Annotated in this window: 17 protein-coding genes and 3 tRNA genes; 7 read left to right on the forward strand and 13 right to left on the reverse strand. The window is 57.0% G+C overall.

Going from position 1 to position 24,920, the window contains the following annotated elements:
- The first annotated feature begins 48 nt into the window (after positions 1 to 48).
- The 3 genes from ACF8PE_RS22605 to ACF8PE_RS22615 all read left to right on the forward strand — a co-directional run bounded on the left by ACF8PE_RS22605 (position 49) and on the right by ACF8PE_RS22615 (position 493).
- Positions 49 to 125: transfer RNA gene (locus ACF8PE_RS22605), tRNA-Met, on the forward strand.
- 171 nt (positions 126 to 296) lie between these two features.
- Positions 297 to 373 (forward strand) — tRNA-Met (locus ACF8PE_RS22610).
- 43 nt (positions 374 to 416) lie between these two features.
- Positions 417 to 493, forward strand: a tRNA-Met gene (locus ACF8PE_RS22615).
- Between the two features lie 88 nt (positions 494 to 581).
- Here ACF8PE_RS22615 and amiC read toward each other — a convergent pair.
- Positions 582 to 1,835, reverse strand: coding sequence for an N-acetylmuramoyl-L-alanine amidase AmiC (gene amiC, locus ACF8PE_RS22620; RefSeq protein ID WP_032613732.1), 1,254 nt, complete (start codon positions 1,833 to 1,835; stop codon positions 582 to 584).
- 229 nt (positions 1,836 to 2,064) lie between these two features.
- On the opposite strand from amiC, the gene argA reads away from it, so the two are divergent.
- Positions 2,065 to 3,396 carry an amino-acid N-acetyltransferase gene (gene argA / locus ACF8PE_RS22625; RefSeq protein WP_059307275.1) on the forward strand — a complete coding sequence of 444 codons (1,332 nt, stop codon included), beginning with the start codon at positions 2,065 to 2,067 and terminating at the stop codon, positions 3,394 to 3,396.
- Positions 3,397 to 3,449: 53 nt separating this feature from the next.
- On the opposite strand, the gene recD is transcribed toward argA, so the two are convergent.
- The 12 genes from recD to rppH all read right to left on the reverse strand — a co-directional run bounded on the left by recD (position 3,450) and on the right by rppH (position 21,785).
- A complete protein-coding gene (gene recD, locus ACF8PE_RS22630; protein ID WP_059307274.1) occupies positions 3,450 to 5,270 on the reverse strand; it encodes an exodeoxyribonuclease V subunit alpha in 1,821 nt (606 codons plus the stop codon).
- Complete coding sequence (gene recB / locus ACF8PE_RS22635) at positions 5,267 to 8,812, reverse strand: exodeoxyribonuclease V subunit beta (protein WP_262658942.1); 3,546 nt, start codon at positions 8,810 to 8,812, stop codon at positions 5,267 to 5,269. Before recB ends, recD begins: the two co-directional genes overlap by 4 nt.
- Positions 8,809 to 11,691 (reverse strand): pitrilysin, encoded by a 2,883-nt coding sequence (gene ptrA / locus ACF8PE_RS22640; RefSeq protein WP_150872314.1) that lies wholly within the window; start codon positions 11,689 to 11,691, stop codon positions 8,809 to 8,811. Before ptrA ends, recB begins: the two co-directional genes overlap by 4 nt.
- A gap of 139 nt (positions 11,692 to 11,830) precedes the next feature.
- The gene (gene recC / locus ACF8PE_RS22645) at positions 11,831 to 15,205 is read right to left on the reverse strand and encodes an exodeoxyribonuclease V subunit gamma (protein WP_392495313.1); all 3,375 of its coding nucleotides are present in this window, start codon (positions 15,203 to 15,205) and stop codon (positions 11,831 to 11,833) included.
- Between the two features lie 12 nt (positions 15,206 to 15,217).
- Entirely contained in the window at positions 15,218 to 15,541 is a 324-nt protein-coding gene (locus ACF8PE_RS22650) for a prepilin-type N-terminal cleavage/methylation domain-containing protein (protein ID WP_130588256.1), read from the reverse strand.
- Entirely contained in the window at positions 15,526 to 15,930 is a 405-nt protein-coding gene (locus ACF8PE_RS22655; RefSeq protein WP_130588255.1) for a DUF2509 family protein, read from the reverse strand. The genes ACF8PE_RS22650 and ACF8PE_RS22655 overlap by 16 nt, the downstream gene beginning before the upstream one ends.
- Positions 15,927 to 16,490: a prepilin peptidase-dependent protein gene (locus ACF8PE_RS22660; protein ID WP_150872321.1), complete on the reverse strand. Its 564-nt coding sequence runs from the start codon at positions 16,488 to 16,490 to the stop codon at positions 15,927 to 15,929. The genes ACF8PE_RS22655 and ACF8PE_RS22660 overlap by 4 nt, the downstream gene beginning before the upstream one ends.
- Positions 16,481 to 16,945, reverse strand: coding sequence for a prepilin peptidase-dependent protein (locus ACF8PE_RS22665; RefSeq protein ID WP_150872323.1), 465 nt, complete (start codon positions 16,943 to 16,945; stop codon positions 16,481 to 16,483). Before ACF8PE_RS22665 ends, ACF8PE_RS22660 begins: the two co-directional genes overlap by 10 nt.
- A 183-nt stretch (positions 16,946 to 17,128) precedes the next feature.
- Positions 17,129 to 17,923 carry a thymidylate synthase gene (gene thyA / locus ACF8PE_RS22670; protein WP_059307267.1) on the reverse strand — a complete coding sequence of 265 codons (795 nt, stop codon included), beginning with the start codon at positions 17,921 to 17,923 and terminating at the stop codon, positions 17,129 to 17,131.
- Between the two features lie 6 nt (positions 17,924 to 17,929).
- Entirely contained in the window at positions 17,930 to 18,802 is an 873-nt protein-coding gene (gene lgt, locus ACF8PE_RS22675; protein ID WP_032613758.1) for a prolipoprotein diacylglyceryl transferase, read from the reverse strand.
- A gap of 193 nt (positions 18,803 to 18,995) precedes the next feature.
- Complete coding sequence (ptsP, locus tag ACF8PE_RS22680; RefSeq protein WP_032613760.1) at positions 18,996 to 21,242, reverse strand: phosphoenolpyruvate--protein phosphotransferase; 2,247 nt, start codon at positions 21,240 to 21,242, stop codon at positions 18,996 to 18,998.
- Between the two features lie 12 nt (positions 21,243 to 21,254).
- On the reverse strand, positions 21,255 to 21,785 hold the full coding sequence (gene rppH, locus ACF8PE_RS22685; protein WP_032613763.1) for an RNA pyrophosphohydrolase: 531 nt from the start codon (positions 21,783 to 21,785) through the stop codon (positions 21,255 to 21,257).
- 684 nt (positions 21,786 to 22,469) lie between these two features.
- On the opposite strand from rppH, the gene mutH reads away from it, so the two are divergent.
- From mutH to ACF8PE_RS22700, 3 genes are all read left to right on the forward strand, one after another.
- Positions 22,470 to 23,162: a DNA mismatch repair endonuclease MutH gene (gene mutH / locus ACF8PE_RS22690; RefSeq protein WP_032613765.1), complete on the forward strand. Its 693-nt coding sequence runs from the start codon at positions 22,470 to 22,472 to the stop codon at positions 23,160 to 23,162.
- Positions 23,163 to 23,291: 129 nt separating this feature from the next.
- Positions 23,292 to 23,510 carry a lipoprotein YgdR gene (gene ygdR / locus ACF8PE_RS22695; RefSeq protein ID WP_032613767.1) on the forward strand — a complete coding sequence of 73 codons (219 nt, stop codon included), beginning with the start codon at positions 23,292 to 23,294 and terminating at the stop codon, positions 23,508 to 23,510.
- 256 nt (positions 23,511 to 23,766) lie between these two features.
- Positions 23,767 to 24,807, forward strand: coding sequence for an NADP(H)-dependent aldo-keto reductase (locus ACF8PE_RS22700; protein WP_144839562.1), 1,041 nt, complete (start codon positions 23,767 to 23,769; stop codon positions 24,805 to 24,807).
- The last annotated feature ends 113 nt before the right edge of the window (positions 24,808 to 24,920 follow it).

The raw sequence follows: 24,920 nt of genomic DNA on the forward strand, positions 1-24,920 counted from the left end.
AAAAGGGTTGCAACAAAAAGTCAGCAGAGTATAGTGCGCTTCCACGGACGCGGGGTGGAGCAGCCTGGTAGCTCGTCGGGCTCATAACCCGAAGGTCGTCGGTTCAAATCCGGCCCCCGCAACCAATTAAAATTTGATGAAGTATCTTCTACGACAGTAAAAATTTTTGCGAAGTAGTTCGAAACACAGCAAGGCGGCGACGCAGTGAAGCCTTAGAAACTTACTCAAGTAAGTGACTGAGGTGAACGAGGAAAGCCAACGCAGATGTGGTTTGAAATACGAAGCGAAAAGACGGACGCGGGGTGGAGCAGCCTGGTAGCTCGTCGGGCTCATAACCCGAAGGTCGTCGGTTCAAATCCGGCCCCCGCAACCAATCAAATTCAAAGAAGTAAGATTCTACAGAGTAGAATGACGGACGCGGGGTGGAGCAGCCTGGTAGCTCGTCGGGCTCATAACCCGAAGGTCGTCGGTTCAAATCCGGCCCCCGCAACCAACACTTCTAAAAACAATAAACACCCTTCCGGGTGTTTTTTTGTATCTGAAGTTTGTCATTTTGCCGGGCGTCAACCCGGCCTGGCTGATTAGCCTCGTCTGGCGAGTGTCGCCCCATCTGAGAAATAAGCTTTAATCCCCGCCAGTATCGACTCCGCCACTTCCTGCTGGAAGGCGGCCGTCTTGAGCTTGCGCTCCTCTTCCACGTTACTGATAAAGGCGGTTTCGACCAGTATCGACGGGATATCCGGCGCTTTTAGTACCGCAAACCCGGCCTGCTCGACGCTGTTTTTGTGCAGTTTATTAACCCTACCCAGTCTACCCAGCACGGCTTTACCGAACTTCAGGCTGTCGGTGATGGTCAGCGACTGCACCATATCAAACAGCGTGTGGTCGACATAGCGATCGCCGCTCTTGCTGACGCCACCGATAAGGTCAGAGGCGTTTTGCGAATCTGCCAGCAGTTTTGCCGCCGTACTGGTTGCCCCTTTGGTTGATAGCGCAAATACCGATGACCCGCTGGGCTGGCGGCTGGTAAAAGCATCAGCATGAATAGAGATGAACAGATCCGCGCGCTGCTTTTGCGCTTTCGCCACGCGCACTTTTAGCGGAATAAAGACATCTTCGTTGCGCGTCATATAGGCGCGCATGTTGCCTTCTCTGTCGATCAACGCCTTCAGGCGACGGGCGATCTGTAGCACCACGTCTTTTTCCCGGGTGCGGTATTTGCCCACCGCGCCGGAGTCTTCCCCGCCATGACCCGGATCGAGCATGATCACAATCGGACGATCCCGTCCGGCTTTGCCCGGTTGCGGACCACTTTGCGCAGGCGGAACCTGCTTTTCAAGATCGCCTTTGTTGTAATCTTCCAACAGCGCCAGCAAAGGATCCTGAATATCCGTCGCGTTGGCAGGATAGAGATCCATTACCAGACGCTCTTTAAAACCCGCCACGGGCGCCAGGGCAAACAGCTGCGGCTTAACGTTCTGCTTCAGTTCAAAGACCATGCGCACGGTGTTCGGATCAAACTGCCCGACCCGCGCTGACTTGATGTAGGGATCGTCGCCCCGGATCTGGGCGCTCATCCCTTTGAGGACAGAATTGAGGTTCACTCCTTCGATATCCACCACCACCCTCTCCGGGTTACTCAGGGCGAATTGCTTATATTTCAATATCCGGTTGGACTCTACCGTCACGCGTGTATAGGTTGAAGACGGCCAGACACGCACCGCGACGACCTGACTGACGGCGGCAAGCCCTACCTGACTTACGCTAAGCAACCACATTGCCCCGGCCCCTTGTAGCAGGCGGCGACGACTTAATGCTTTACTGGATCCCGACATGCTTCTCCCGAGCAAAGATATCGAATAACTTCTCATAACGTCCAAATTGACCGAAAACTTTAACGAATGATGCATAAACTGTCATCCCTAAAAGGGTAAACAATCATGCGTTAACGATTACTTCACTGAGGATTTTATTTGCCTCGCAGAAAAGTTTGGCTTGCACGCAGGTGCATATTCGAATAAAAATACAAAAATTACGAATAAACATTCATTGAGGGGTTGTGCCGTGGTGAAGGAACGTAGAATCGAACTGGTCCAGGGATTCCGCCATTCTGTTCCCTATATCAACACCCACAGGGGGAAGACGTTCGTCATTATGCTGGGTGGCGAAGCCATTGAGCATGAGAACTTCTCCAGCATTGTCAATGACATCGGCCTGCTGCACAGCCTTGGAATTCGCCTTGTCGTCGTTTATGGCGCTCGCCCGCAGATCGAAGCCAATCTGGCCGCACATCACCATGAGCCGATTTACCATAAACACACCCGCGTCACCGACGCCAAAACGCTGGAACTGGTTAAGCAGGCTGCCGGCCAGCTGCAGCTGGACATTACCGCGCGGCTGTCGATGAGTCTCAACAATACCCCGCTGCAAGGGGCACACATTAACGTGGTGAGCGGCAATTTCATTATCGCTCAGCCGCTGGGGGTGGACGACGGGGTGGATTATTGCCACAGCGGTCGAATCCGTCGTATCGATGAAGAGGCGATCCACCGCCAGCTCGACGGCGGCGCGATTGTGCTGACCGGCCCGGTTGCCGTCTCGGTGACCGGCGAAAGCTTCAACCTCACCTCGGAAGAGATTGCCACTCAGCTGGCGATTAAGCTGAAAGCAGAAAAAATGATCGGCTTCTGCTCCTCGCAGGGTGTCACTAACGAGCTGGGGAATATCGTCTCCGAGCTGTTCCCGAACGAAGCCCAGGCGCGCGTCGAGGCGCTTGAGGAGCAAGGCGACTACTACTCTGGTACCGTGCGTTTCCTGCGCGGCGCCATCAAAGCCTGCCGCAGCGGCGTGCGCCGCAGCCACCTGATCAGCTATCAGGAAGATGGCGCCCTTCTGCAGGAGTTGTTCTCCCGCGACGGGATCGGAACGCAGATCGTGATGGAAAGCGCCGAACAGATCCGCCGCGCCACGATCAACGACATCGGCGGCATTCTGGAACTGATTCGCCCGCTGGAGCAGCAGGGGATCCTGGTGCGTCGCTCCCGCGAACAGCTGGAGATGGAGATCGACAAGTTCACCATTATTCAGCGCGACAACCTCACCATCGCCTGTGCGGCGCTCTACCCCTTCCCGGAAGAGAAGATTGGCGAGATGGCCTGCGTGGCGGTACACCCTGACTACCGCAGTTCGTCGCGCGGCGAAGTGTTGCTGGAGCGTATCGCACTCCAGGCGCGGCAGCTGGGGTTGAGTAAGCTGTTTGTGCTGACTACCCGCAGCATTCACTGGTTCCAGGAGCGCGGCTTCACGCCGGTGGACATTGATTCCCTGCCGGAAACCAAGAAAGAGATGTACAACTATCAGCGTCGTTCGAAGGTGTTGATGGCGGATTTGGGATAAGCGTCAGGAACCCAGGCCGGGCGAGCACAAGCGCCGCCCGGCTTTTCACAGGTTTATAAGGCTTCGAAAATCGCACTCAGGCCGCTGCGCCGCTCCGTTCGGGTGGTAACCGCCTGCACCAGCACACCGTCATCCGCATACAGTGATAGCCGCCGCCGTGCGCGGGTAATGGCGGTATAGACCAGCTCGCGGGTGACCACCGGGGACATCTGAGTAGGCAAAATCAGCGCCGCATGATCGAACTCAGAACCCTGGGATTTATGCACCGTCATCGCCCATGCGGTTTCATGCTCCGGCAGGCGGCTCGGCTGCACGGACTTCAGGCTGCCATCCGGCATCTGGAACCAGACGCGCAGCCCCTGCCCCCGATCCAGCGCAATGCCGATATCACCGTTAAACAACCCCAGCGCACTGTCGTTACGCGAGATCATCACCGGGCGCCCTTCATACCAGCGTGAATGTGGCTGACGGCTGATGCGGCGTTTTTGCACCAGCACGTGCTCCAGCCTTTCGTTGAGTCCGGCCACGCCAAAAGGTCCGTCACGTAAGGCGCACAGCAACTGGTAGCTGCCAAATGCCGCCAGAATCTCCTCTTCGGAGGCCTGGTGTTGCACCCGGTCAAGGAAATGATGATAACCCTGCAGGGCATCCTCCAGCATCACGAGATACTCTTCTCCGCTCTGGAGCTGCTTTTTCTCGATATCACTGAACGTGCCGTCAAATACTGAGCGAATAGCGTGACGATCGCCGCGGTTGACCGCGGCTGCAAGCTGCCCGATGCCGGAGTCGCTGCCGAATCGGTAGCTTTTTTGCAGCAGGCAAAGGCTGTCGCGCAGCGCACCCGCGACCGGACTGATGTTGCCTTCCATCTGGCATCCCGTCATCCCGGCCAGCTCCTGGGCACGCTGCACAGTAAACCCGGCGCTGGCCCAGGTACAGATATCGCCCAGCACCGCACCCGCTTCGACAGAGGCCAGCTGATCGCGATCGCCGAGGAAGATGACCCTGGCATGAGGCGGCAAGGCGTCAATCAGACGAGACATCATGGTCAGGTCGATCATCGAGGCCTCATCCACCACCAGCACATCCAGATGTAACGGATTCCCGGCATGGTAGCGCAGACGCTGGCTGCCCGGCTGAGCACCAAGCAAACGGTGCAGGGTACTCGCTTCGGTCGGGAAACGCTTACGCTGGAGGTCGGACAGCGGGAGCTGTTGCAGCGCACCGCCCAGAGACTCGGTGAGGCGCGCGGCGGCTTTACCGGTTGGGGCGGCCAGCCGGATACGGCACTTCTCCTCTCCCGCCATCTGGATCAGCGCCGCCAGCAGGCGGGCGACGGTGGTGGTTTTACCGGTGCCCGGTCCGCCGGAAATTACCGAGATACGCCGCGTTAACGCCACGGCCGCCGCCACCTTTTGCCAGTTAACGGCTTCGTCAGAGGTGAACAGCGCGTTCAGGGTACGCTGAACGTCAGCACTGTCATGAGGCAACGGCTGGTTGGCTTCGCTAAAGAAACTGGCCACGGCCCGCTCATAGCGCCACATGCGGTTGAGGTAGAGCCGGTCCCCTGTCAGCACCAGCGGCGTTGGCTCGTCCCCTGCGCTCACAGCCCGGGAACGCATCAGCGTTGTGGGCCAGTCCAGCGTTTCATCATGCAGGGCAAAACAGGCCTGCAGGGCGGCGGTTTTCGCCTCCGCCTGCAGGCGTGACAGTGGCAGGCAGACATGCCCCTCGCCGGTATCCCGGCTCAAGATGGCTGTCGCCAGCATCACGGAGGGTTCATCATTCCCCGCCACCATCATCGCAAACTGCACATCCAGACGACGCAACACGCGCTGTTCTACGGCCTCCAGCAATAATTCCTGCATCGTCATGACACAAGCTCCTCTCGGCTTGCAGAAAACAAGCTATCCATTTGATTTATTAACATTTCATCCGGGCGGGTGGTAAAGCAACCGGCCCCCGGCGAGCTGCCGTCCACCCCGCGTAAAAACAGGTAGATTACCCCGCCGAAATGCCGCTGATAGTCATAATCAGCGATACGGTGGCGCAGATAACGGTGTAGCGCCAGCGTGTAGAGCTGATATTGCAGATCGTAGCGGTGGGACTGCATCGCGCGCGCCATCGCCTCCGGGGTATAGGCCTCGCCATTTTCGCCCAGCCAGTTGGACTTATAGTCCAGCAGGTAGTAACGGCCATTATGGCGAAACACCAGGTCGATAAAGCCTTTCAGCATACCGCGCACCTGGCGGAAATCGAGCGGCGGGCAGTCGCGTGACAGCGGATCGTACTCGCGGATCAATGCATCCAGCGCATCGGCGGTAAGCGGCCCGGCAACCGGCAGGTAAAACTCCATCTCAACCTGTTTATCGGTGGCTGATAGCTGGCTCAGCGAGACCCCCTCCTCATTGAGCGGTGTCTGCAGAACCTGGGTGATCCACTGGGTTAACACCGGCTGCCAGCGGGCGTCATAGCCGCCTTTCTGCAACATCTCCAGTACCCACTCCGGCGAGACGGGTTGGGTAAAATCGAGCGCTTCAAACAGACTGTGTAAAAAGGTGCCCGGCGAGGCGCCGCGCGGGAACTGATGTGGCGTCAGCTCCGGCTCTTGTACGACCTCGCCAGTGCCTGCGGCATCGATGTCGAGGCGCGGCATCAAATCCTGGGCGATACTGTGCCCGCGCTGTTGCAGCCCGGAATAACTGGTCACCCGCCAGTCATCGAACAGTACGCGAGCCACCTGCCGCGCCTGCAGATCCGGCATTGTTGACTCCGGCATGTTCCAGCGGGCGGTATCGGCCACCCCGGCAATCTGCAGCGCAAGAGGGCCAGTGCACAGGGTTTCCAGACACTGACGCAGCCCGGCGGCATCTTTCGGCTCACCGCGCTGGATCAGGCGACCCAGCGCACTGAGATGGAAATCGCTGTCACCAGACTTGTCGCCACGACGACGAAACAGCGGCGCGACGCCCAGACTGCAATGCCAGACCGAGCGGGTTAATGCCACATACAGCAGGCGCAAATCTTCCGCCAGCCGCTCGGCTTCGGCCAGCTCAACGCTGTCCTCCGCCTTGCTGAGATCGAGCACGGCTTCAAAGGTTTTGCGATCGTGGTAAAAGGCCTGATCCTGCACCCGATAGTTGGCAATGAAGGGCAGCCAGACCAGCGGGTACTCCAGACCTTTCGATTTGTGAATGGTGACAATTTTTACCAGATGTTTATCGCTTTCGAGGCGCATCTGCTGGCTGGAGGCATTGCTGTTAGGTTCGGCGATATGCTGCGCCAGCCAACGCACCAGTGCGTGCTCGCTTTCCAGCTGCGTTCCCGCTTCCTGAAGCAACTCGCTGATGTGCAAAATATCAGTCAGACGGCGTTCGCCGCCGGCGGTGGCCAGCATATTTTCCGCAATATTGCGCTGCGTCATGATGTCGCGCAGCATCGCCATCACGCCCCGCTTCTGCCAGCGTTCGCGGTAGTGGGTAAACTCTTCTACCGCCTCATCCCAGAGGGTTTCACTGTTATTCAGCATGTCGATGTCGCGAGCGGTAAGCCCGAGCATGGAACTTGCCAGCGCGCTGCGCAGGATGCTTTCACGCTCGGGTGCCAGCACCGCCTGCAGCAGCCAGAGCATCTCCTGGGCTTCGAGCGTTTCAAACACGCTGTCGCGGTTGGAGAGGTAGACCGAAGGGATGGTCAGCAGCGTCAGCGCATCGCGAACCAGCGCCGCTTCCTGACGACTGCGCACCAGCACCGTGATGTCCGAGGCTCTAACCGGACGAGCCTCGTCACCCCGATGCAGGATGGCTTCACCGCGAACACCCGCACTCAGCCAGTCGCGGATTTGTGCCGCGCAGTGCTGGGCCATAAAGGCCTGATAATCTCCGACGCCACATCCCTCGCCCTCCATCAGCCAGACGTTCATCGCTGGCTGAAAATCACCCCGCAGCTCAAAGCGCAGCCCGGCATTTTTCGGGGCCGATTTGACCGGCAGGAACGGGATTTCACGGAACATGAAGGCGTCGTTCATTTGTGAAAAGAGGGTATTCACGCTTTCTACCATTCCGGGCGCTGAGCGCCAGTTGGTATCCAGCGTATAGTGCGCAGCGACTTCTCCACGCGCTTTCATATAGGTAAAGATATCTGCCCCACGGAACGCATAGATCGCCTGTTTCGGGTCACCAATCAGTAGCAGGGCAGTGTCTGGCTGCTGACGCCAGATCCGGCGGAAAATCCGGTACTGCTGGGGGTCGGTATCCTGAAATTCATCGATCATCGCCACCGGGAAACGGCCACGAATAGCCGCAGCCAGCGCATCACCATTATCACTGTTCAGGGCCTCATCGAGACGACTGAGCATATCGTCAAAGCCCAGCTCGCCACGGCGGCGCTTTTCCCGCGCCACTGCGGCGCGGATCTCTGCCAGCGCGCGGGTGATCATCAGATCGTTCAGGGTCAGCGGCTCAGCCAACAGAATGTCGATGGCGGCAAACAGAGGGTGCTGCGGCACTTCGCCGCCCGCTTTTGTCCGCTCCGCAAGAAACGTTTGCGAGAACTTTTCCAGCGCGTCAGGCAGTTGATAGCTGTGCTTCTCCTCCTGAGCCCAGGCCGTCACACGCTCGATGTATTTTGCCTGGTTGCCGCGGTTGAACTTACGCCGGTCGATACCGGAACGTTCAATAACCGCGTCGATTTCCGCCACGCTGCTGCACCACTGCTGCTTCATGGTGGCAATTAAGCCGACAATCTTCTCATGGCGGGAGGCCAGCGTTTCGTCCGCAGGCGGTGGGGATTTAATGACCGGGGCTTCGCCCTGCAGATAACGATCGATGGAGCGGAGTAACTCTTCCGGCCCTTTCCATAAACCATGAACCGCTTCGGCAATATCACGTGGCAAGGGGTAGCAGTGACGACGCCAGAAATCGGCGCACGCCTGGTAGCGCAACAGGGATTCATCTTCGATCAGTTGTTGCTCAAAGAGCATGCCGGATTCAAAGGCGTTCAGGCTGAGCATCCGCTGACAGAAGCCGTGGATGGTGAACACGGCGGCCTCGTCCATCTGGCGTTCCGCCAGTAGCAGCCACTGCGCCGCCTGCTGGGTATCTTCGATCTCGTCCAGCAGGCTGGCATATAGCGGGTTATCTGTGCTCTGTCTGAGGCAGGCAATCCGCAATTCGTGAATGTTAGCGCGGATACGGCCGCGTAGCTCTTCCGTTGCGGCTTCGGTGAAGGTCACCACCAAAAGCTCTTCTACGCTGAGCGGGCGGCTGAAGGCTGCGCTGCCGCCCAGTCCGAGCAGCAGACGCAGATAGAGTGCCGCAATGGTGAAGGTTTTTCCGGTTCCCGCTGAGGCCTCTATCAGTCGCTCCCCCTGTAACGGTAAACGTAGGGGATCAAGGGACTCGGCGGTATCGGTCATTCGTTCTTACTCCTGGGCAAAGATTGCTGCAATGCGCTCACGCTCTTCCAGACTGTCCAGCCTGCAGGCGGGGTGACGTCGGCTTTTTTACTTTGACTACCCGAGACCTGGGACAGGATCGCCATCCCCTGCGGGGCAACCACCGCCTGGTGGAAGAAGTCAGCCACTTTCTGCGGCGTGAGCTGTTTTATCTCGGCCACTACTTTATCATGCGAATCGAAGCGCATATTACCCCGATCGAAATCTTTGCTGATCTTTGATGCCTCTTCGGCCAGGGTTTGCGGCGGCTGCGTAATCTGGGCGATCACCGCCTGCTGGATCTGGGCAAACTCTTCTGGCTTCATGGCCCGCAACTTCGCTTCTGCCTGCGGGAAGAATGCCTGGAAACGCTGCCAGAGATAATCTGGCTGTTTATCACTGCTTTGCAGCAGGAAGCCCATTCCCCACTGGCGGCCCACGTTCATCGAGAAGGCAAACACGGCATAGCCCAGCTGCTCTTCGGTACGCAACTGGGTATAGAACCACGGCTGCACGATCTGTCCGAGCACGGCGCTGTAGGCCGAGCTGGCATATTCGTCATAGCCGGTCGGGACAAAGACCGCCGCCAGCGCAGAGTCTGTGCTGCTGCCGGGTTTCTCGAATATCACGTTCTGCTGTTTATCCACCAGCACATCCTGGTTGCGGCACCATTCAGTGCCCTTAGCCCCCAGCTGGGTGCGGACGTCCTGTGCCAGCGTTTTCGCCTGATCTTCGCTCATATTGCCCACCACAAGGAACTCTGGTCTGGCGTTGGTTTTCAGCGCCGCGCGGTAGGCCATCACCTCGTCCAGCGTAATTGACGGCAGCAGCGCCCGCCGATCTTCGCGCTGGAAGTAAGGCACCTGGGACAGCATTTGCACTGGCATAATGGCCTGATCGAACGCTTTGCCCTTCTCAGCGGAGTCCATCATTTGTGCATACCAGGATTTGGCCTGCGCCAGTTGCTCCTCGGTGGCGGTGTAGCTGAAATAGCCTTCCAGCAATGCCTTAAACAGCTGTGGCAGACGCTGGGTATAACCGTTGGCGTTGAGCATCAGGCCGTTGTTGGCGTTGGTCGAGAAACCGATCCCGCCCACGGCAGCCTGATTGCTGAGCTGATCCAGGGCGATACCGGCCAGATAATCATTCAGGGCAAACATTACCTGGTTTTTAGCGCTGTCCATCGCCGCAGGATTACGCAGCACCATGCTGACATTGGCTTTTGGCTCGCTGGCGAAATAGCGGCTCGGGGTATAGACCACACGCAGGTCAGACTCATCCACAATCAGCTGCGGTTTAGGATACGCTTTAGCAGGCTTGATCAGCGTGAAGTCGTCCGGGATATAGGGGTTCACCTCCGGCAACTTGAGCGCGATGGCGGCAGATTTCTTCTGCCAGTCAGCAAAAGTTTGCTCGCTGATTTTATCCACTTGGTACTCAGCATTCACAAAATAGGCCGTTTTGTTATGCGGTTCGTCCGGGCTGATATACCAGATACGGGCGTTCTGCGGTGTCATCATCGCCAGACGGGCTTTGACGGCATCCGCATCATACTTATCCGCGATATTGACGGCATCCAGCGTATGCTCAACCGGCACACGGATCATGGTGTCCGCCAGCCACTCAACGTAGTCCATATCGCGGGTGATAGAGGGATAACGGAAGTCGAGATCCAGCACGTGCGCCAGCTCATCGAAATAGCGTTTATCGACGCCTTTATCACGCAGCAGCGACAGGTAGCTGAAAATCGCGGCGACCACCTCATCACGATGGGCCAGCCCTTTATCGGTTAAGGTCGCGGAGATAGCCAGCACACCACTGTTGCCGTTAACGATGGGATCAGAATCTGCGCGAATACCTTCCACCAGCCCCTGCTTTTGCAGCCAGTCGGACAGGGTATCCGGGCTACGGTTGCCTATCAGATAGTTAACCAGTTCATCGGTTTTGCTGCGAAACTGCGCCGTGTTGTTATCAATGCGGAATTCAACGCGCAACACCTTTCGCGGCATCGCGGGAACATAGTGAATAATCAAGCCCTTCTGCGCATCGGTGACTACCGGTACGGTGGTTTCAGGGCGGGTAATGTCTTTATTCGGTACGCGGCCGTAAGTCTCGGCGGCGAGTTTCGCCAGCTCCGGCAGAGGTTTGTTGCTGTAAACCACCGCTTTCATCAGATTGGCGGAGTAGTATTTGTCGCGGAACGCGTGCAGCGCATCGAGCACCGGGCTGCCTGGCTTATCGCTCAGGGTTTCAAGGTTGCCGCCGGAGAAACGGGAGCCAGGGTGCGCGGGGTTGATGGTTTCGGCGCTGACCTGCGCCATACGCATACCGTCCCGGGTACGGGCCAGCGTCAGCTCGGCATTAACGGCGTTGCGTTCGCGATCGGCATATTTTTTATCCAGCAATGGGGCGGCAATGGCATCCGCAAGGCGATCAACCGCGCCGTCCAGCGCATCGTTTTCGACTTCCAGATAAAAGGCCGTACGGTAGGGCGCGGTGCTGGCGTTATGGCTGCCACCGTGCATTTTTAAAAATTCGGCCAGGCTGTCAGGCTGCGGGTACTTTTTTGAACCCATCAGGGTCATATGTTCAAGATAGTGCGCAAGCCCAGGATGGGATTCAGGATCTTCCAGCGAGCCAACAGGCACCACCAGCGCCGACAATGACTTGACGGCCTGGGGATCGGAAACCAGCAACACGACCATCCCGTTATCAAGGCGGATCGCCTGATATTCGCGGGTATCTTTATCGCTTTTGCGGATCGTTTCCTGAATAGGTTGCCAACCGGTATTTGCTTGACTGAGGGGTGCCCAAAGAGCGACGAACAAAACTAAGGTTTTCAACAAGGTGCTGCCTGGCATTCACTACCTCTTCATCACGGACATCATCATTAACACGCTTCGTGCCGGACAGGCCAGCATCTCTTTGTGGTGTACATCAGTCCATGACAAGATGGGCATCATAAATGAATGCCCAAACCTGCGCAATTTTTATACAAGGTCAGGACTGATTAAATTTATACAGCGGCAACAGGTAGCGACGGGCCTCGTCTGTAATGGCCTGGAAGTACTCTGGCTCAAGGGTTCGCCACAGGCGTTGATACCAGACGTCGTCCCCTTCCCCACGCACGATCATATTGCCTTCGTAGGCCTGCAAAAATTTGCTGCGCGCTTTTTGCAGGGTCGCGTCATCCGTTAACATCGCATCATTTGTGGCGTCATAACAGGTTTTAATCCACGCCCCCCCACTTTCTGGCAGCAACAGCAGCGGTGTATTCATCCCCTGCCGGTAACCTTCAACCAGCTGCGACAGATACTCCATTGCCTGTGCAGCAGGCAGCGCCGGGAAGCGCCATTCACCGTCTTTGCGCACAAACAACCGGCTCTCGCCTTCGCCACCGCTTGCACAATAGACAAGGTGTTCCAGCCAAAGTTGCAAACCTTGCGAAACGCTGAGCATCGACGGACGCCAGCGCAGCAAGCCATCTGGCTGCACATGTTGCAGCCACCCCGTCAGATTCACGCCGTTACAGTTGAGATCGATCTCCATGCTTGTACCGGGCTGGCGGCACTCTATCACCCGGTCGGCAAGGACCTGCATCTCCTCACACTGGGCATCCCAGGTGATTTCCCCGAAGGCGCCATATGGCAGCTGGCCCGCCGCGCGATAGCGGCGGAACAGCTTCTGCGCATCCTCCTGTTCCACCAGCGCGTTAAGCAACTGTTGGTTTAACTGGTAGCGGCTTAACCCGTCCAGGGTAAACGGCTCCGCATCCGGGATCTCGCTCTCTTCGGAACGGAAATGAACCTGCAACCGCAACTGGAAAAAGGCCCGCACCGGGTGCGCCCAAAAGCGCTGGAGCTGTTCAAACGCCACCGTATCCAGCGGCAACGGATCCAGCGTCTGGATAAAGTCACCATGGGCCACCCCTTCCCGCTTCGCCGCGGGCAGCCATTCCCGGGCGTAGCTCTGCTGTTCGTTGTTCTCATAGTTGACGGCATCGAACGGCATACGGCTGTGACAGCAGGTAATATGCGCCTTAACGCGCTGTTCGCTTTCATCACAATTAAGGTGCTCATCGCCCGGCAGGTAATGGCTTTGCCCGATGTAGTCCACCAGCTCCTGAACCAGCACCGACGGGAACCGTTCACTGTTGTCCTGGATGGAGCGGCCGATGTAGCTGATATAGAGCTGCTGCTGCGCGGAGATCAGCGCTTCAAGGAACAGATAGCGGTCATCGTCGCGGCGGCTACGGTCGCCACGCTGGGACTGTTGGCTCATTAAATCAAACCCCAGCGGCGCCAGCGCGCGCGGGTAGACGCCGTCGTTCATGCCCAGCAGACAGACCACCTTAAACGGAATGGAGCGCATCGGCATCAGGGTGCAGATGTTCACCGGCCCGGCGAGGAAGCGCTGGCTGATACGCTCCTGGTCGAGACGCAGTGTTAATTCATCGCGTAACAGTGACAGCGGGATAGCTTCGCCATAGTGCGAAGAGATGCCCTCATCAATAATGGCCTGCCACTGTTGCTCGATTAACGCCATCGCCGCTTCTGTTTCCTGATCCGGCAGGAAGAAATCATTGAGCATTTCCCGGCATACCGGCATCCACTCCTCGAGCGAACGTGCTTTCACCAGCTCCCGCCGCCAGCGGTTAAGCTGCATCAGCAGCGAAGCCAGATGGCCGACCAGTTCGGCGATTAAGCCACTGGATTCGTCATACGGCAGAACGGCATTCCACTCCCCCTGGCTGCTCTCCATGGCGTAGCCGAGCAGCATGCGCGTCAGGCCAAACTGCCAGGTATGCTGGCCGGTGACCGGCAGTTCAAACTCCTGCACGTTGTCATCATCCATTCCCCAGCGTACGCCCGACTCGTTGACCCACTGGCGCAGATAACGCAGCGCGTCCTCGTCGATATCAAAACGGGCCGCCAGTACCGGAACATCGAGCAAGGCCAGTACATCTTCAGGTACGAAGCGGCTGTCCGGCAGGGAAAGCAGGCTGACAAACGCCTGCAGGGCCGTGTGGGACTGGCGCGCACGGCGGTCCGATATCGCAAACGGCACATAGCGATCGCCCGTCGCGCTGCCAAACACCGCCTGAATATAGGGGCTATAGGTGTCGATATCGGCCACCATGACCACGATATCGCGCGGCGTTAGCTGTGGATCGTCCTCCAGCATCGCCAACAGTTTGTCATGCAGCACCTCGACTTCTCGCTGCGGGCTATGGCACAGGTGGATAGATACGCTGCGATCGTCGGGATCGAGCCGACGCTTGTTGGCGCTACTGGCAAACTCGGCGGCGGTGACACCGGCCACTGCGCGGTTTTCCAGATCCAGAATATCCCGCTGCACGTTATGCAGCAGGCTGTCCGGGGTGATATCCGCAAAGGCATCGACATCCCCTTCGCCGGAAGCGGTCAGCTCCGAGAGCATATAGATATAGTCGCGTCCCAGTTTTCCCCAGGAGGCCAACAGCGGATTCGGTAAGTCCTGGATACCTTGTTCATCAAAGAGCTGCGCCGCCGTCTCGCTGTCTTTAAAGAGCGGCACCGCGTGTTCGTCGAACAGGCGACGACGCTGGCGCGTAACGAGGCGGGCCAGCCAACGGGCATCCTGAATATCCCCCCAGTAATGACGACACGGGTTGGTAAACAGGATATGAATATCGATGTGTTTACCTAGCGCATTAAGCGCTTTCAGGTAAACCGGTGGTAAGGCGGAGATCCCGCAGATAAAGACCCGGGACGGCAGTCCGGCTGGCGGCACAGAGGCCGAATCCAACATCGCGATAAAACGTTCATAAAGGTTGGCACGGTGCCACTGCGGCTGGCCCAGCTTTTCAGTATGTTCTACCAGCGCTTTCCACAGCGGTGCCTGCCAGACTTGCGCCTGGTCGAGACCGTCAATCAGCTCGCCCGCTTCCCAGCGCGTTAACCATTCCGGGCGGTAGACCAGATACTGGTCATAGAGATCCGCAGTACGCGACGCCAGCTGAAACAGTTTTCGTTTGTCGGTATCGTCGTTCAGGTAGTGGCGCAGCATGGCGAATTCGTCATGCGTCAGCATCTCTGGCAGGAGCGCCATTAACTTCCAGCTCATGCTCTGTTTGTTGAACGCGCTCTGTTTTGGGATGTCCGGCAGCACGCGAACAAACATATCCCAGATAAAGCTGGCGGGCAGCGGGAAATCAATATTGGCGGCAATGCCAAACTTTTGTGACAGGGACATTTGCAGCCACTGGGCCATACCGGTGCTTTGAACCAGGATCATCTCCGGTTCAAAGGGATCGTCGAGCCGCTGCTGCTCGACGATAAATTCCATCAGTGCTTCCAGCACATCAAGACGGTTTGAGTGGTAGACCCTTAACATTGCTGCTCCCAACTACTGGCTAACCGGGCAGTGCAGGCGCGTCATTTGACCCTGCCGACCCAATGGAGAAATAAGTGAGACCGAGATGCTGACACATCCGGCCGGTGTTGTCTGCACCCTGTTTACCTGCCAGCCCGGAGGCATCTCCCCGGCGGCCAGCTGTGACTGCGACCAGACATGACGCCAGAGCTGGCGATACTGCTCAAGGGCGACAAAGCGGCTGGCTAAAACACGATGGTAACCTGCCAGCCCGGTAACGACCATGACCATCAGCATCATGGCCAGCAAGACCTCGACGATGCTGAACCCTTTCTGTTTCGCTACGGTTGCTGACATAACGCCGTCTCCTTCAGGGGACAAAAATCGCTCCAGCCCTGCGGCGAGATAGAGACTCCGTCATTCTTTACTTCGCCCAACCGCCACATCGTCACGCTGCCGCTGCTGGCAATAAGTAACGCGCGCCCTTCAAGGATGCGTAAGCAGACGCGCCACGGTTGCTGCGGATGCTGTCGGCATGTGGGCTCAGTCTGAGTTGGCCAGGAGAGCATTCTGCCCCATTCCAGCGCTGACTGGGCTATCGCCTGATGCTGTATCGCCTGATGTTCCGTACTGACGATTCGCGTCAGCGCAGCAAGCTGCTGGTTAAGCCCGGCCAGCATCAGGCTGCCGAGAATCAACAGCAGGAGCACCAGCGCCAGCGACGACATTCCCTGCTGACGGTTCACAGATTAAACCCGGTCACGGTGTGGTGCGCCTCGAACTGGCGCTGCTGCTCTCCGTCGAAAGAAGCCGCCAGCGTCAGGCTCAGCTCCGGCGCAAAGCCCGCACGTGAAATCCGCTGCACCTGAAAACGCTGAACCCTGATCCTGTCAGGGTCGGTTATTCTCTCCCAACCCTTACCGCCGCACTGCGTCGCACCTCGCAAAGTTTCCAGTGCGCCGTCGCTCAGGCGAAAACCAGTCTGCTCTGCGGCGGCTGATGGCAAGGTTTCCCAGCGGCCATTACTGTTTTCGTCCCACTGAACAATGACGCATTCGCCCCGCAGGCCAATCGTCAACGGCTGTCCCTCGCACTTGCCCGCGCAATATCCCGCCCGTTGCAGGTGTTTGCCTATGCCATTTATGCGCAGCCATAGCTCCTCTTCCAGCTCCTGCTGCTTCGTGAGCAGCACTACTGACCGCTGTAACGCGGGCAAGAATCGCGCCGCACTCATCAGCAGTACGCTGCTTATCGCCATCGCGATCAGCACTTCGGTCAGTGAAAATCCCTGCTGCTTTAGCGGCATGCGAACTCTCCCTTTCCGTTGCACATACGGATACGCCCCCACGCGGATACGAGTATTAACCACTCTCCGGCCTGGCTTTGCAGGCGTATGCGGCCAGCCCAGGCGGTATCCCGTAAACCATAAAATCCCAGCCCAGGCGTCAACTCGGTGATCTGAATGTCAGGCCACTGCGGCGTAATCACAAACGCATTGTCTGCCTGACAGACCGGAATGCCGGTTTTTAACAGACACCACCGTTTGCCGTCCTGTTTCAGGGTCACGGTATTGTCCAGGTTATTTCGCCAGGCATCATTTCGCAGCACTACCAGATAGTCGCGCACCTGGCGCGCCGTTTGCCACAGCTGCTGTTGCTGCTGCCAGCGCCGCCAGCCATAGAGACCTGCCGCACTGAGCGTCAGGATCAGTGAGAGGGCGATCAGCATTTCCATGAGGGTAAAGCCCTTTTCCTTTTTCATGGCAGCAGTGTGCCCTGAGGAAAAAAACGGTTCGAGCGGCAGAAAGGCAGATTACGAGGCGGTTTCAGCACTTTTAGCGGAATTGCAGCGCGTTGCAATTCTTACGGATGCAGCCTCGCAAAACCATCACGCGGGCATAAAAAAACCGGCGCAGAGAGCGCCGGTTATGTCACGATTGTGGCATCAGATTGCCACAGGCGCTTTGATACCCGGATGCGGGTCGTAACCTTCAATTTCGAAATCTTCGAAGCGATAGTCGAAAATGGAGTCCGGCTTACGTTTGATAATCAGCTTCGGCAGCGCACGCGGCTCACGGGTCAGCTGCAGGTGGGTCTGCTCCATATGGTTGCTGTACAGGTGGGTATCTCCACCGGTCCAGACAAAATCACCCACTTCCAGGTCACATTGCTGCGCCATCATATGCACCAGCAGTGCATAGCTGGCGATGTTGAACGGCAGTCCGAGGAACACATCGCAGGAGCGCTGGTAGAGCTGGCAGGAGAGTTTTCCATCCGCTACGTAGAACTGGAAAAACGCGTGGCACGGGGCCAGCGCCATCTTATCCAGTTCGCCCACGTTCCAGGCAGACACGATGATACGGCGCGAGTCTGGATCGTTTTTCAGCTGGTTCATCACGGTGGTGATCTGGTCGATATGGCGGCCATCCGGCGTTGGCCAGGCGCGCCACTGCTTGCCGTAGACCGGGCCAAGATCGCCGTTTTCATCCGCCCATTCGTCCCAGATGGAGACATTGTTCTCACGCAGATAGGCAATGTTGGTATCGCCCTGCAGGAACCAGAGCAGTTCATGAATGATGGAGCGTAAATGGCAGCGCTTGGTCGTGACCAGCGGAAAGCCTTCCTGCAGATTGAAGCGCATCTGGTGGCCAAAAATAGAGACCGTCCCGGTGCCGGTGCGATCGTTCTTTGGCGTGCCCTCATCGAGCACTTTTTGCATCAGTTCAAGATACTGTTTCATGATTCCTCAGGAGACCTGTTGCTGTGGACGACGGAACGCCCAGACCATCATTGCAATGCCCGCGATAATCATCGGAATGGAGAGGATCTGCCCCATGCTGATGTACTGAACCCACGTCCCGGTAAACTGCGCATCCGGCTGACGGAAGAACTCAACGATGATGCGGAACGCGCCATAACCGATCAGGAACAGGCCCGATACGGAGCCGGTCGGACGCGGCTTGCGAATAAACAGGTTCAGAATGATAAACAGCACCACACCTTCCAGCGCCATTTCATACAGCTGGGACATATGGCGCGGCAGAACACCGTAGGTATCGAAAATGGACTGCCACTCCGGGTGCGATGGCAGCAGCGCCATATCTTCGGCACGCGACTGCGGGAAGAGCATGGTAAACGACACGCTCGGATCGACGCGGCCCCACAGTTCACCGTTGATGAAGTTACCGAGACGACCCGCACCCAGACCAAACGGGATTAATGGCGCAATAAAATCAGCCACCTGGAAGAAGCTGCGTTTGGTGCGTTTAGCGAAGATGACCATCACCAGGATGACACCAATCAGGCCACCGTGGAAGGACATGCCGCCATCCCAGACGCGGAACAGGTAGAGCGGATCGGCCAGGAAGACCGGGAAGTTATAGAACAGCACATAGCCGATACGTCCACCGAGGAAAACGCCGAGGAAACCGGCATACAGCAGGTTTTCCACTTCGTCTTTGGTCCAGCCACTGCCAGGGCGTTTGGCGCGACGGCCAGCCAGCCACATGGCAAAGACGAAACCGACCAGATACATCAGGCCGTACCAGTGAAGCGCGACGGGTCCAATTGAGAAAATGACCGGATCAAACTCCGGAAAATGCAGATAGCCACTGTTCATCTGTCACCACAAGATGTTGTTATTCCGCTGAAAGTGGACAGCGGTAGAGATGCGCGCAAAGGCGTACCCTGCGCTCCAAAGGTGCGAATCATAGCACAAGCGAGCGAGGAGGTTGCGCCCGAGATGTAAAAGATGTGTATAGAGACTTCGCGTAGTTTGTGTCCCTCCCCCGGGGAGGAGGGATACCCGGCGTTTAACGTCCGCCGCGGATCAGGCCACCCATACCGCGACGCTCCATAAAGGCCGCCACCTGATGACGTACTTCCGTCGCCAGCTGCGCTTCAAGGCTGCGTTTTGCCAGCAGTTGCGCTTCTTCGAAATCGATATGCCGCAGCAGATACTTCACACGGGCGACAGAGCGTCCGTTCATGGATAAGTGACGGAAACCGAGGCCGATCAGGATCGCGACACACATCGAGTCACCGGCCATCTCGCCGCACAAACGCAGATCGATGCCCTGCTCTTGTGCCTCGCGGGCGATCATCGCCAGCGCACGGAGCATCGCCGGATGCAGGCTATCGTAAATACTCGCCACCCGGGTGTTGTTACGATCCACCGCCAGCATGTACTGGGTCAGGTCGTTAGTGCCCACCGAGATGAAATCGACGCGGCTCGCCAGCTGCGGCAGCATAAAGACCATCGAGGGGACTTCGAGCATCACCCCGATACGCGGTTTCGGAATTTCGTAGCCGATCATCTCTTCGACTTCGCGCCCGGCACGTTCGATAAGACGGCGGGCTTCGTCGATCTCGTCGATGCTGGTCACCATCGGCAACAAAATGCTGAGGTTACCGGTCGCGGCATTGGCGCGCAGCATGGCGCGCACCTGGATCAGGAAGATCTCCGGCTGATCGAGGGTAATGCGGATCCCGCGCCAGCCCAGGCAGGGGTTCTCTTCGCTGATCGGCATGTACGGCAGTTGCTTATCTGCACCGACATCCAGGGTGCGTAGCGTCACTGGTTTGTCGTTGAACATCTGCAACATGCCCTGATACTGCGCCACCTGCTCCTCTTCGGAGGGGAAGCCGCTTTGCAGCATAAACGGAATTTCTGTGCGGTAGAGGCCGATGCCATCAATACGGCTGCCGAGCTTCTCTTCATGCTCGGGGCTTAACCCGGCATTGAGCATGACTTTGATCCGCTCGCCGCTTTTCAGCGCGGCAGGCTGATTAACGTCATCTTCGGCAAGACGGCTCAGCTCGTTCTCTTCGCTGATGAGCTTTTGATATTCTTGCAACAACACCGGTTCAGGATCGACCAGCAGCTCGCCGCGATAGCCATCGACCACCAGCGTGCGACGATGCAGCGCCGATGGCTGAATATCGGCCCCCATTACGGTCGGGATCCCTAGCGCACGCACCATAATGGCGGCGTGAGAGTTGGCGGCGCCATCGCGCACCACGATCCCGGCCAGCCGGTCCTGCGGCAGCTCTGCGAGGGTGGTTGCGGAGAGCTCATCCGCCACCAGCACAAAGCGCGGCGGCCAGGTATTAGCGCCCTGAATGGTGTCATCCAGATGGAACAGCAGACGCTGGCCTAAGGTGCGCAGATCCCCGGCACGCTCTTTCAGATAGCCGTCAGTTAAGGAGGCAAACTGTTCGGCGAATTTTTCGATGATCTTTTTAACCGCCCACTCGGCGACCGCGCCGTTGTCGACCTCGTTAAACAGCTCCCGGCGCAGGCGGGCATCGGACAACAGGTGAGAGTAAAGATCGAAGATCGCCGCCGTCTCTTTCTGCGCCCCGGCGGCAAAACGCTTGCTGTAACGGCGAAACTCGTTCGCGGCCTCTTCCAGCGCGCCGGTGAGGCGTTCGCGCTCAAGAGCGGTGTCCAGCGTCGAGGCTTCGTAGACCTGCTCCATTAACGGCAGGGTGGCGTCCATCCAGCCTTCTGCAATCGCAACACCCGGTGAGGCCGGTAAGGCGCGAATGCGCGTCTGCCGATACTGACCAAACAGTGCCGTCAGCTGAGACTGGGAAAGAATGGCGGCCATTTGCGTGGCCAGCGTAACGAGGAACGACTCTTCGCTTTCATCGTACTGGCGCAGCTCACGCTGCTGGACCACCAGCACGCCAAGTAGCTGACGGCGCTGAATAATCGGCACGCCGAGGAAGGCGCGGAAGCGCTCCTCTTTGACGGAGGGGATATATTTAAAGCTGGGGTGTTTCTGCGCATCGGCAAGGTTGATGGGTTCCGCCAGACGCCCGACCAGACCTACTACGCCTTCATCAAATGCCAGCGCAACGGTACGACCACGCGGTTTTTTTAATCCGCGCGTGGCCATAAGGTAGTAACACCTGCGGTCGTGATCGGCCAGATAGACCGAACACACCTCGGTTTCCATCGCAAGGCAGATATCCGTGACCAGAATATCCAGCGCCTCGTTGAGCCGTGGGGCACTGGCCACCTTCTCGACTATTTCGCGCAGGCGGGTGAGCATAATGTGCGTAGCTTAACCTCTTTTACGTCGCCAGGCAGGTGCGCTCTGCGGCTTAGGAGGGGCCTCCTGAAGCATCATCACGGCACTTGCGAACTCTTTCATCACCCTACGGTAAACGTCGCGCTTAAAGGACACGACCTGACGAACGGGATACCAGTAGCTGACCCAGCGCCAGCCATCAAATTCGGGCGTGCTGCTGGTTTGCATATTGATATCCGCATCGCTGCTCACCAATTGCAGAAGAAACCATTTCTGTTTCTGGCCGATACATACCGGCTTTGTGTCCCAACGCACCAAACGCTTCGGTAACTTGTAACGCAACCAGTTGCGGGTCGAAGCCAGAATGCGGACATCCTTGCGGCTTAAGCCAACTTCTTCGAACAGCTCCCGATACATCGCTTGCTCTGCTGACTCTCCTGGATTAATCCCACCTTGGGGAAATTGCCAGGAGTGCTGACCATATCGCCGGGCCCACATAACCTGACCCTGGCGATTACAAATTACGATACCTACATTCGGGCGGTAGCCATCGTCATCAATCACCGGACTACCCCAAACTAAACCTTATATATAAATGATTGTTTCACACTCCAGTGAGGCGGTAAACCACTCTCTTTCTGGCCTGGAGCCGAATAACATTTGAATAACTCACAATTATCATCAGAGTTATAAACAGATGACCGGTCAGAAGGGCAATTTTATTCACTTTTTCTGTGGATAGAGTTGTGAAGAAGTGTGGAATTACCGATGGACAACCCAGATCACTCTGAATATTGCAGATAAGACTGATTTTTACAAAGGACTATATTTCATAGAGTTAAACTGTGGATTACCTGAATTACAGGCCTTAGTGTGATGCAGGTCACTTTAAAGATCGTCGTACTGATGAAAGATCGAACAACGTCGGTTTTATCCACAGATTGTGCCAATAAGTTAGGCACATTTTGTCTGATTTTTCGATTTTCATCCCACGTCAAGGCTGTAAATGGAAACAGTAGTGGGGGTTATGCCCAGTTATCCCATTTTTCTGTGGATAACTGGGTGTAAGATCCTGTTTATTGTCAGTGACCAGATTTGAACAACTGGGATATATCCCGTACCTAAACGGGTTAGCGGCTGATAAAAATTGTGATAAATCATCCACCTGGCACAGGCAAAAAGAAAAAGTTAAACTCTGTTTGTGCAGTGGAAAACTGCTGTTCACTTTTTAACCAAAAGGCAATCACCATGCTTCCCCTCGCTCCCCTGACCTCTCCCCCCGCAACGGAAGCGGCACTATTGCAACAAGCGCAGCGCCTGGCGGGATACTCGCTGGGAGAGCTTGCCGCCCTGGCCGGTCTGCCAGTTCCGCCCGATCTGAAGCGTGATAAAGGGTGGACGGGCGTTCTGCTGGAGCTGTGGCTGGGGGCCAGCGCGGGCAGCAAACCAGAACAGGATTTTGCCGCCCTGGGGGTGGAGCTGAAGACTATCCCAATCGACAGCCTCGGTCGCCCGCTGGAGACGACCTTTGTCTGCGTGGCACCCTTAACCAGCAATACCGGGATCACCTGGGAGAGCAGCCACGTGCGGCATAAGCTGAAGCGGGTGCTGTGGATCCCGGTAGAGGGGGATCGTGCGATCCCATTGGCGGCACGGCGCGTCGGCGCGCCTTTGATCTGGAGCCCGGATGAAGATGAAGATCGTCAGCTGCGGCTGGACTGGGAAGAGTTAATGGACATGATCGTGCTGGGTCAGGTCGAGCGTATCACCGCCCGTCACGGCGAAGTGCTCCAGCTGCGACCCAAAGCGGCAAACAGTAAAGCCCTTACCGAGGCCATCGGCGCGCGGGGCGAACCGATCCTGACGCTGCCCCGTGGCTTTTATTTGAAAAAGAACTTCACAGGTGCTCTGTTAGCCCGTCACTTTCTGCTGAACACGTGACTTTTTAGCCAGAATTATGTCTTTTATCACATAATTGCCCGTTTTTTCAGATTTCACCGCTTTGTTAAAACCTGAGCCCGAGTTATTACTACACTAAGATGTGATACGAGCCAGGTGGAGGTAATAAAAATGAAGAAATGGGCAGTAATAATCTCGGCTGTTGGTTTAGCGTTTGCCGTTTCAGGTTGTAGCAGCGATTACGTCATGGCGACGAAAGATGGCCGCATGATCCTGACCGACGGCAAACCCGAAGTCGACGATGATACCGGTCTGGTCAGCTACCGGGATCAGCAGGGTAATAATATGCAGATTAACCGCGACGACGTTTCACAGATTATTGAAAGATAGTCGTAAAGGTCAGCAGCTTGCTGGCCTTTTGATTTTTCTCTTCCCCTTTCGCTTCCCCTCTGCCATGTTTGTATACCCGTCATACTTCAGGTTACAGACGCGTTGGCTGCGCTTGCTCACTCCAGTCACATAGTTATCTATGCTCCTGGGGATTCGCTCTCCTGCCGCCTTCCTGCAACTCGAATTTTGTAGGGTATGTTCTTTGTCGGGAAGTTCCTTCCTGATGCGCTTAACATGTCAAATAAGGAAGCCGGCTATGCATTATCACCGTATCCCCCATAGCGCTCTTGAGATAAGCCAACTGGGGTTGGGCACGATGACATTTGGTGAACAAAATAGCGAAGCCGATGCCCATGCCCAACTCGATTACGCCGTCAGCCAGGGCATTAACCTGATTGATGTCGCAGAGATGTACCCGGTGCCACCCCGCCCGGAAACCCAGGGCTTAACCGAAACTTATGTCGGCAACTGGCTGGCAAAACGCGGCAACCGCGAAAAGCTGATTGTCGCCTCCAAAGTCAGCGGCCCGTCGCGCAATAATGACAGCGGCATTCGCCCGAATCAGATGCTCGATCGGAAAAACATCCGCGCCGCGCTGGATGCCAGCCTGACGCGTTTACAGACCGATTACCTCGACCTTTATCAGGTCCACTGGCCTCAACGCTCGACCAACTGCTTCGGCAAGCTTGGATATAGCTGGAGCGACAGCGCACCGGTCGTCACGCTGCTGGAAACGCTGGAAGCCTTAACCGAATGCCAGCGCGCGGGGAAAATCCGCTACATCGGCGTCTCTAACGAAACGGCCTTCGGCGTTATGCGCTATTTGCACCTGGCGGATAAGCACGACCTGCCGCGCATCGTGACCATTCAAAACCCGTACAGCCTGGTGAACCGCAGCTATGAAGTGGGTCTGGCGGAAGTGAGCCAGTATGAAGGCGTTGAACTGCTGGCCTACTCCTGCCTGGCCTTCGGGACGCTGACCGGTAAGTATCTCAACGGTGCCAAACCGGCGGGAGCGCGTAATACGCTGTTTAGCCGCTTTACCCGTTACAGCGGTGAGCAGACCCAGAAAGCGGTGGCGGCCTACGTCGATATCGCTAAACGTCACGGGCTGGATCCGGCGCAGATGGCACTGGCCTTCGTGCGCCGTCAGCCGTTTGTTGCCAGCACTCTGTTGGGCGCGACCACCCTGGAGCAGCTGAAAACGAACATTGAAAGCTTCCATCTGGATCTGAGCGAAGAGGTGTTAGCGGAGATTGAAGCGGTGCATCAGGTGTATACCTACCCGGCGCCGTAATAAAAGCAAAAAGGCAACCTGAGTTGTAATGCCAGTCAGTTAAGCCCGGCGGATTGTTCCGTTCACCTCATGTTCAGCAGAAGATGGCATTACACAACCCGTGAACGTGACAA

The sequence above is a fragment of the Leclercia sp. GLN_9 genome (assembly GCF_043105735.1).
GTDB lineage: Bacteria > Pseudomonadota > Gammaproteobacteria > Enterobacterales > Enterobacteriaceae > Enterobacter > Enterobacter adecarboxylatus.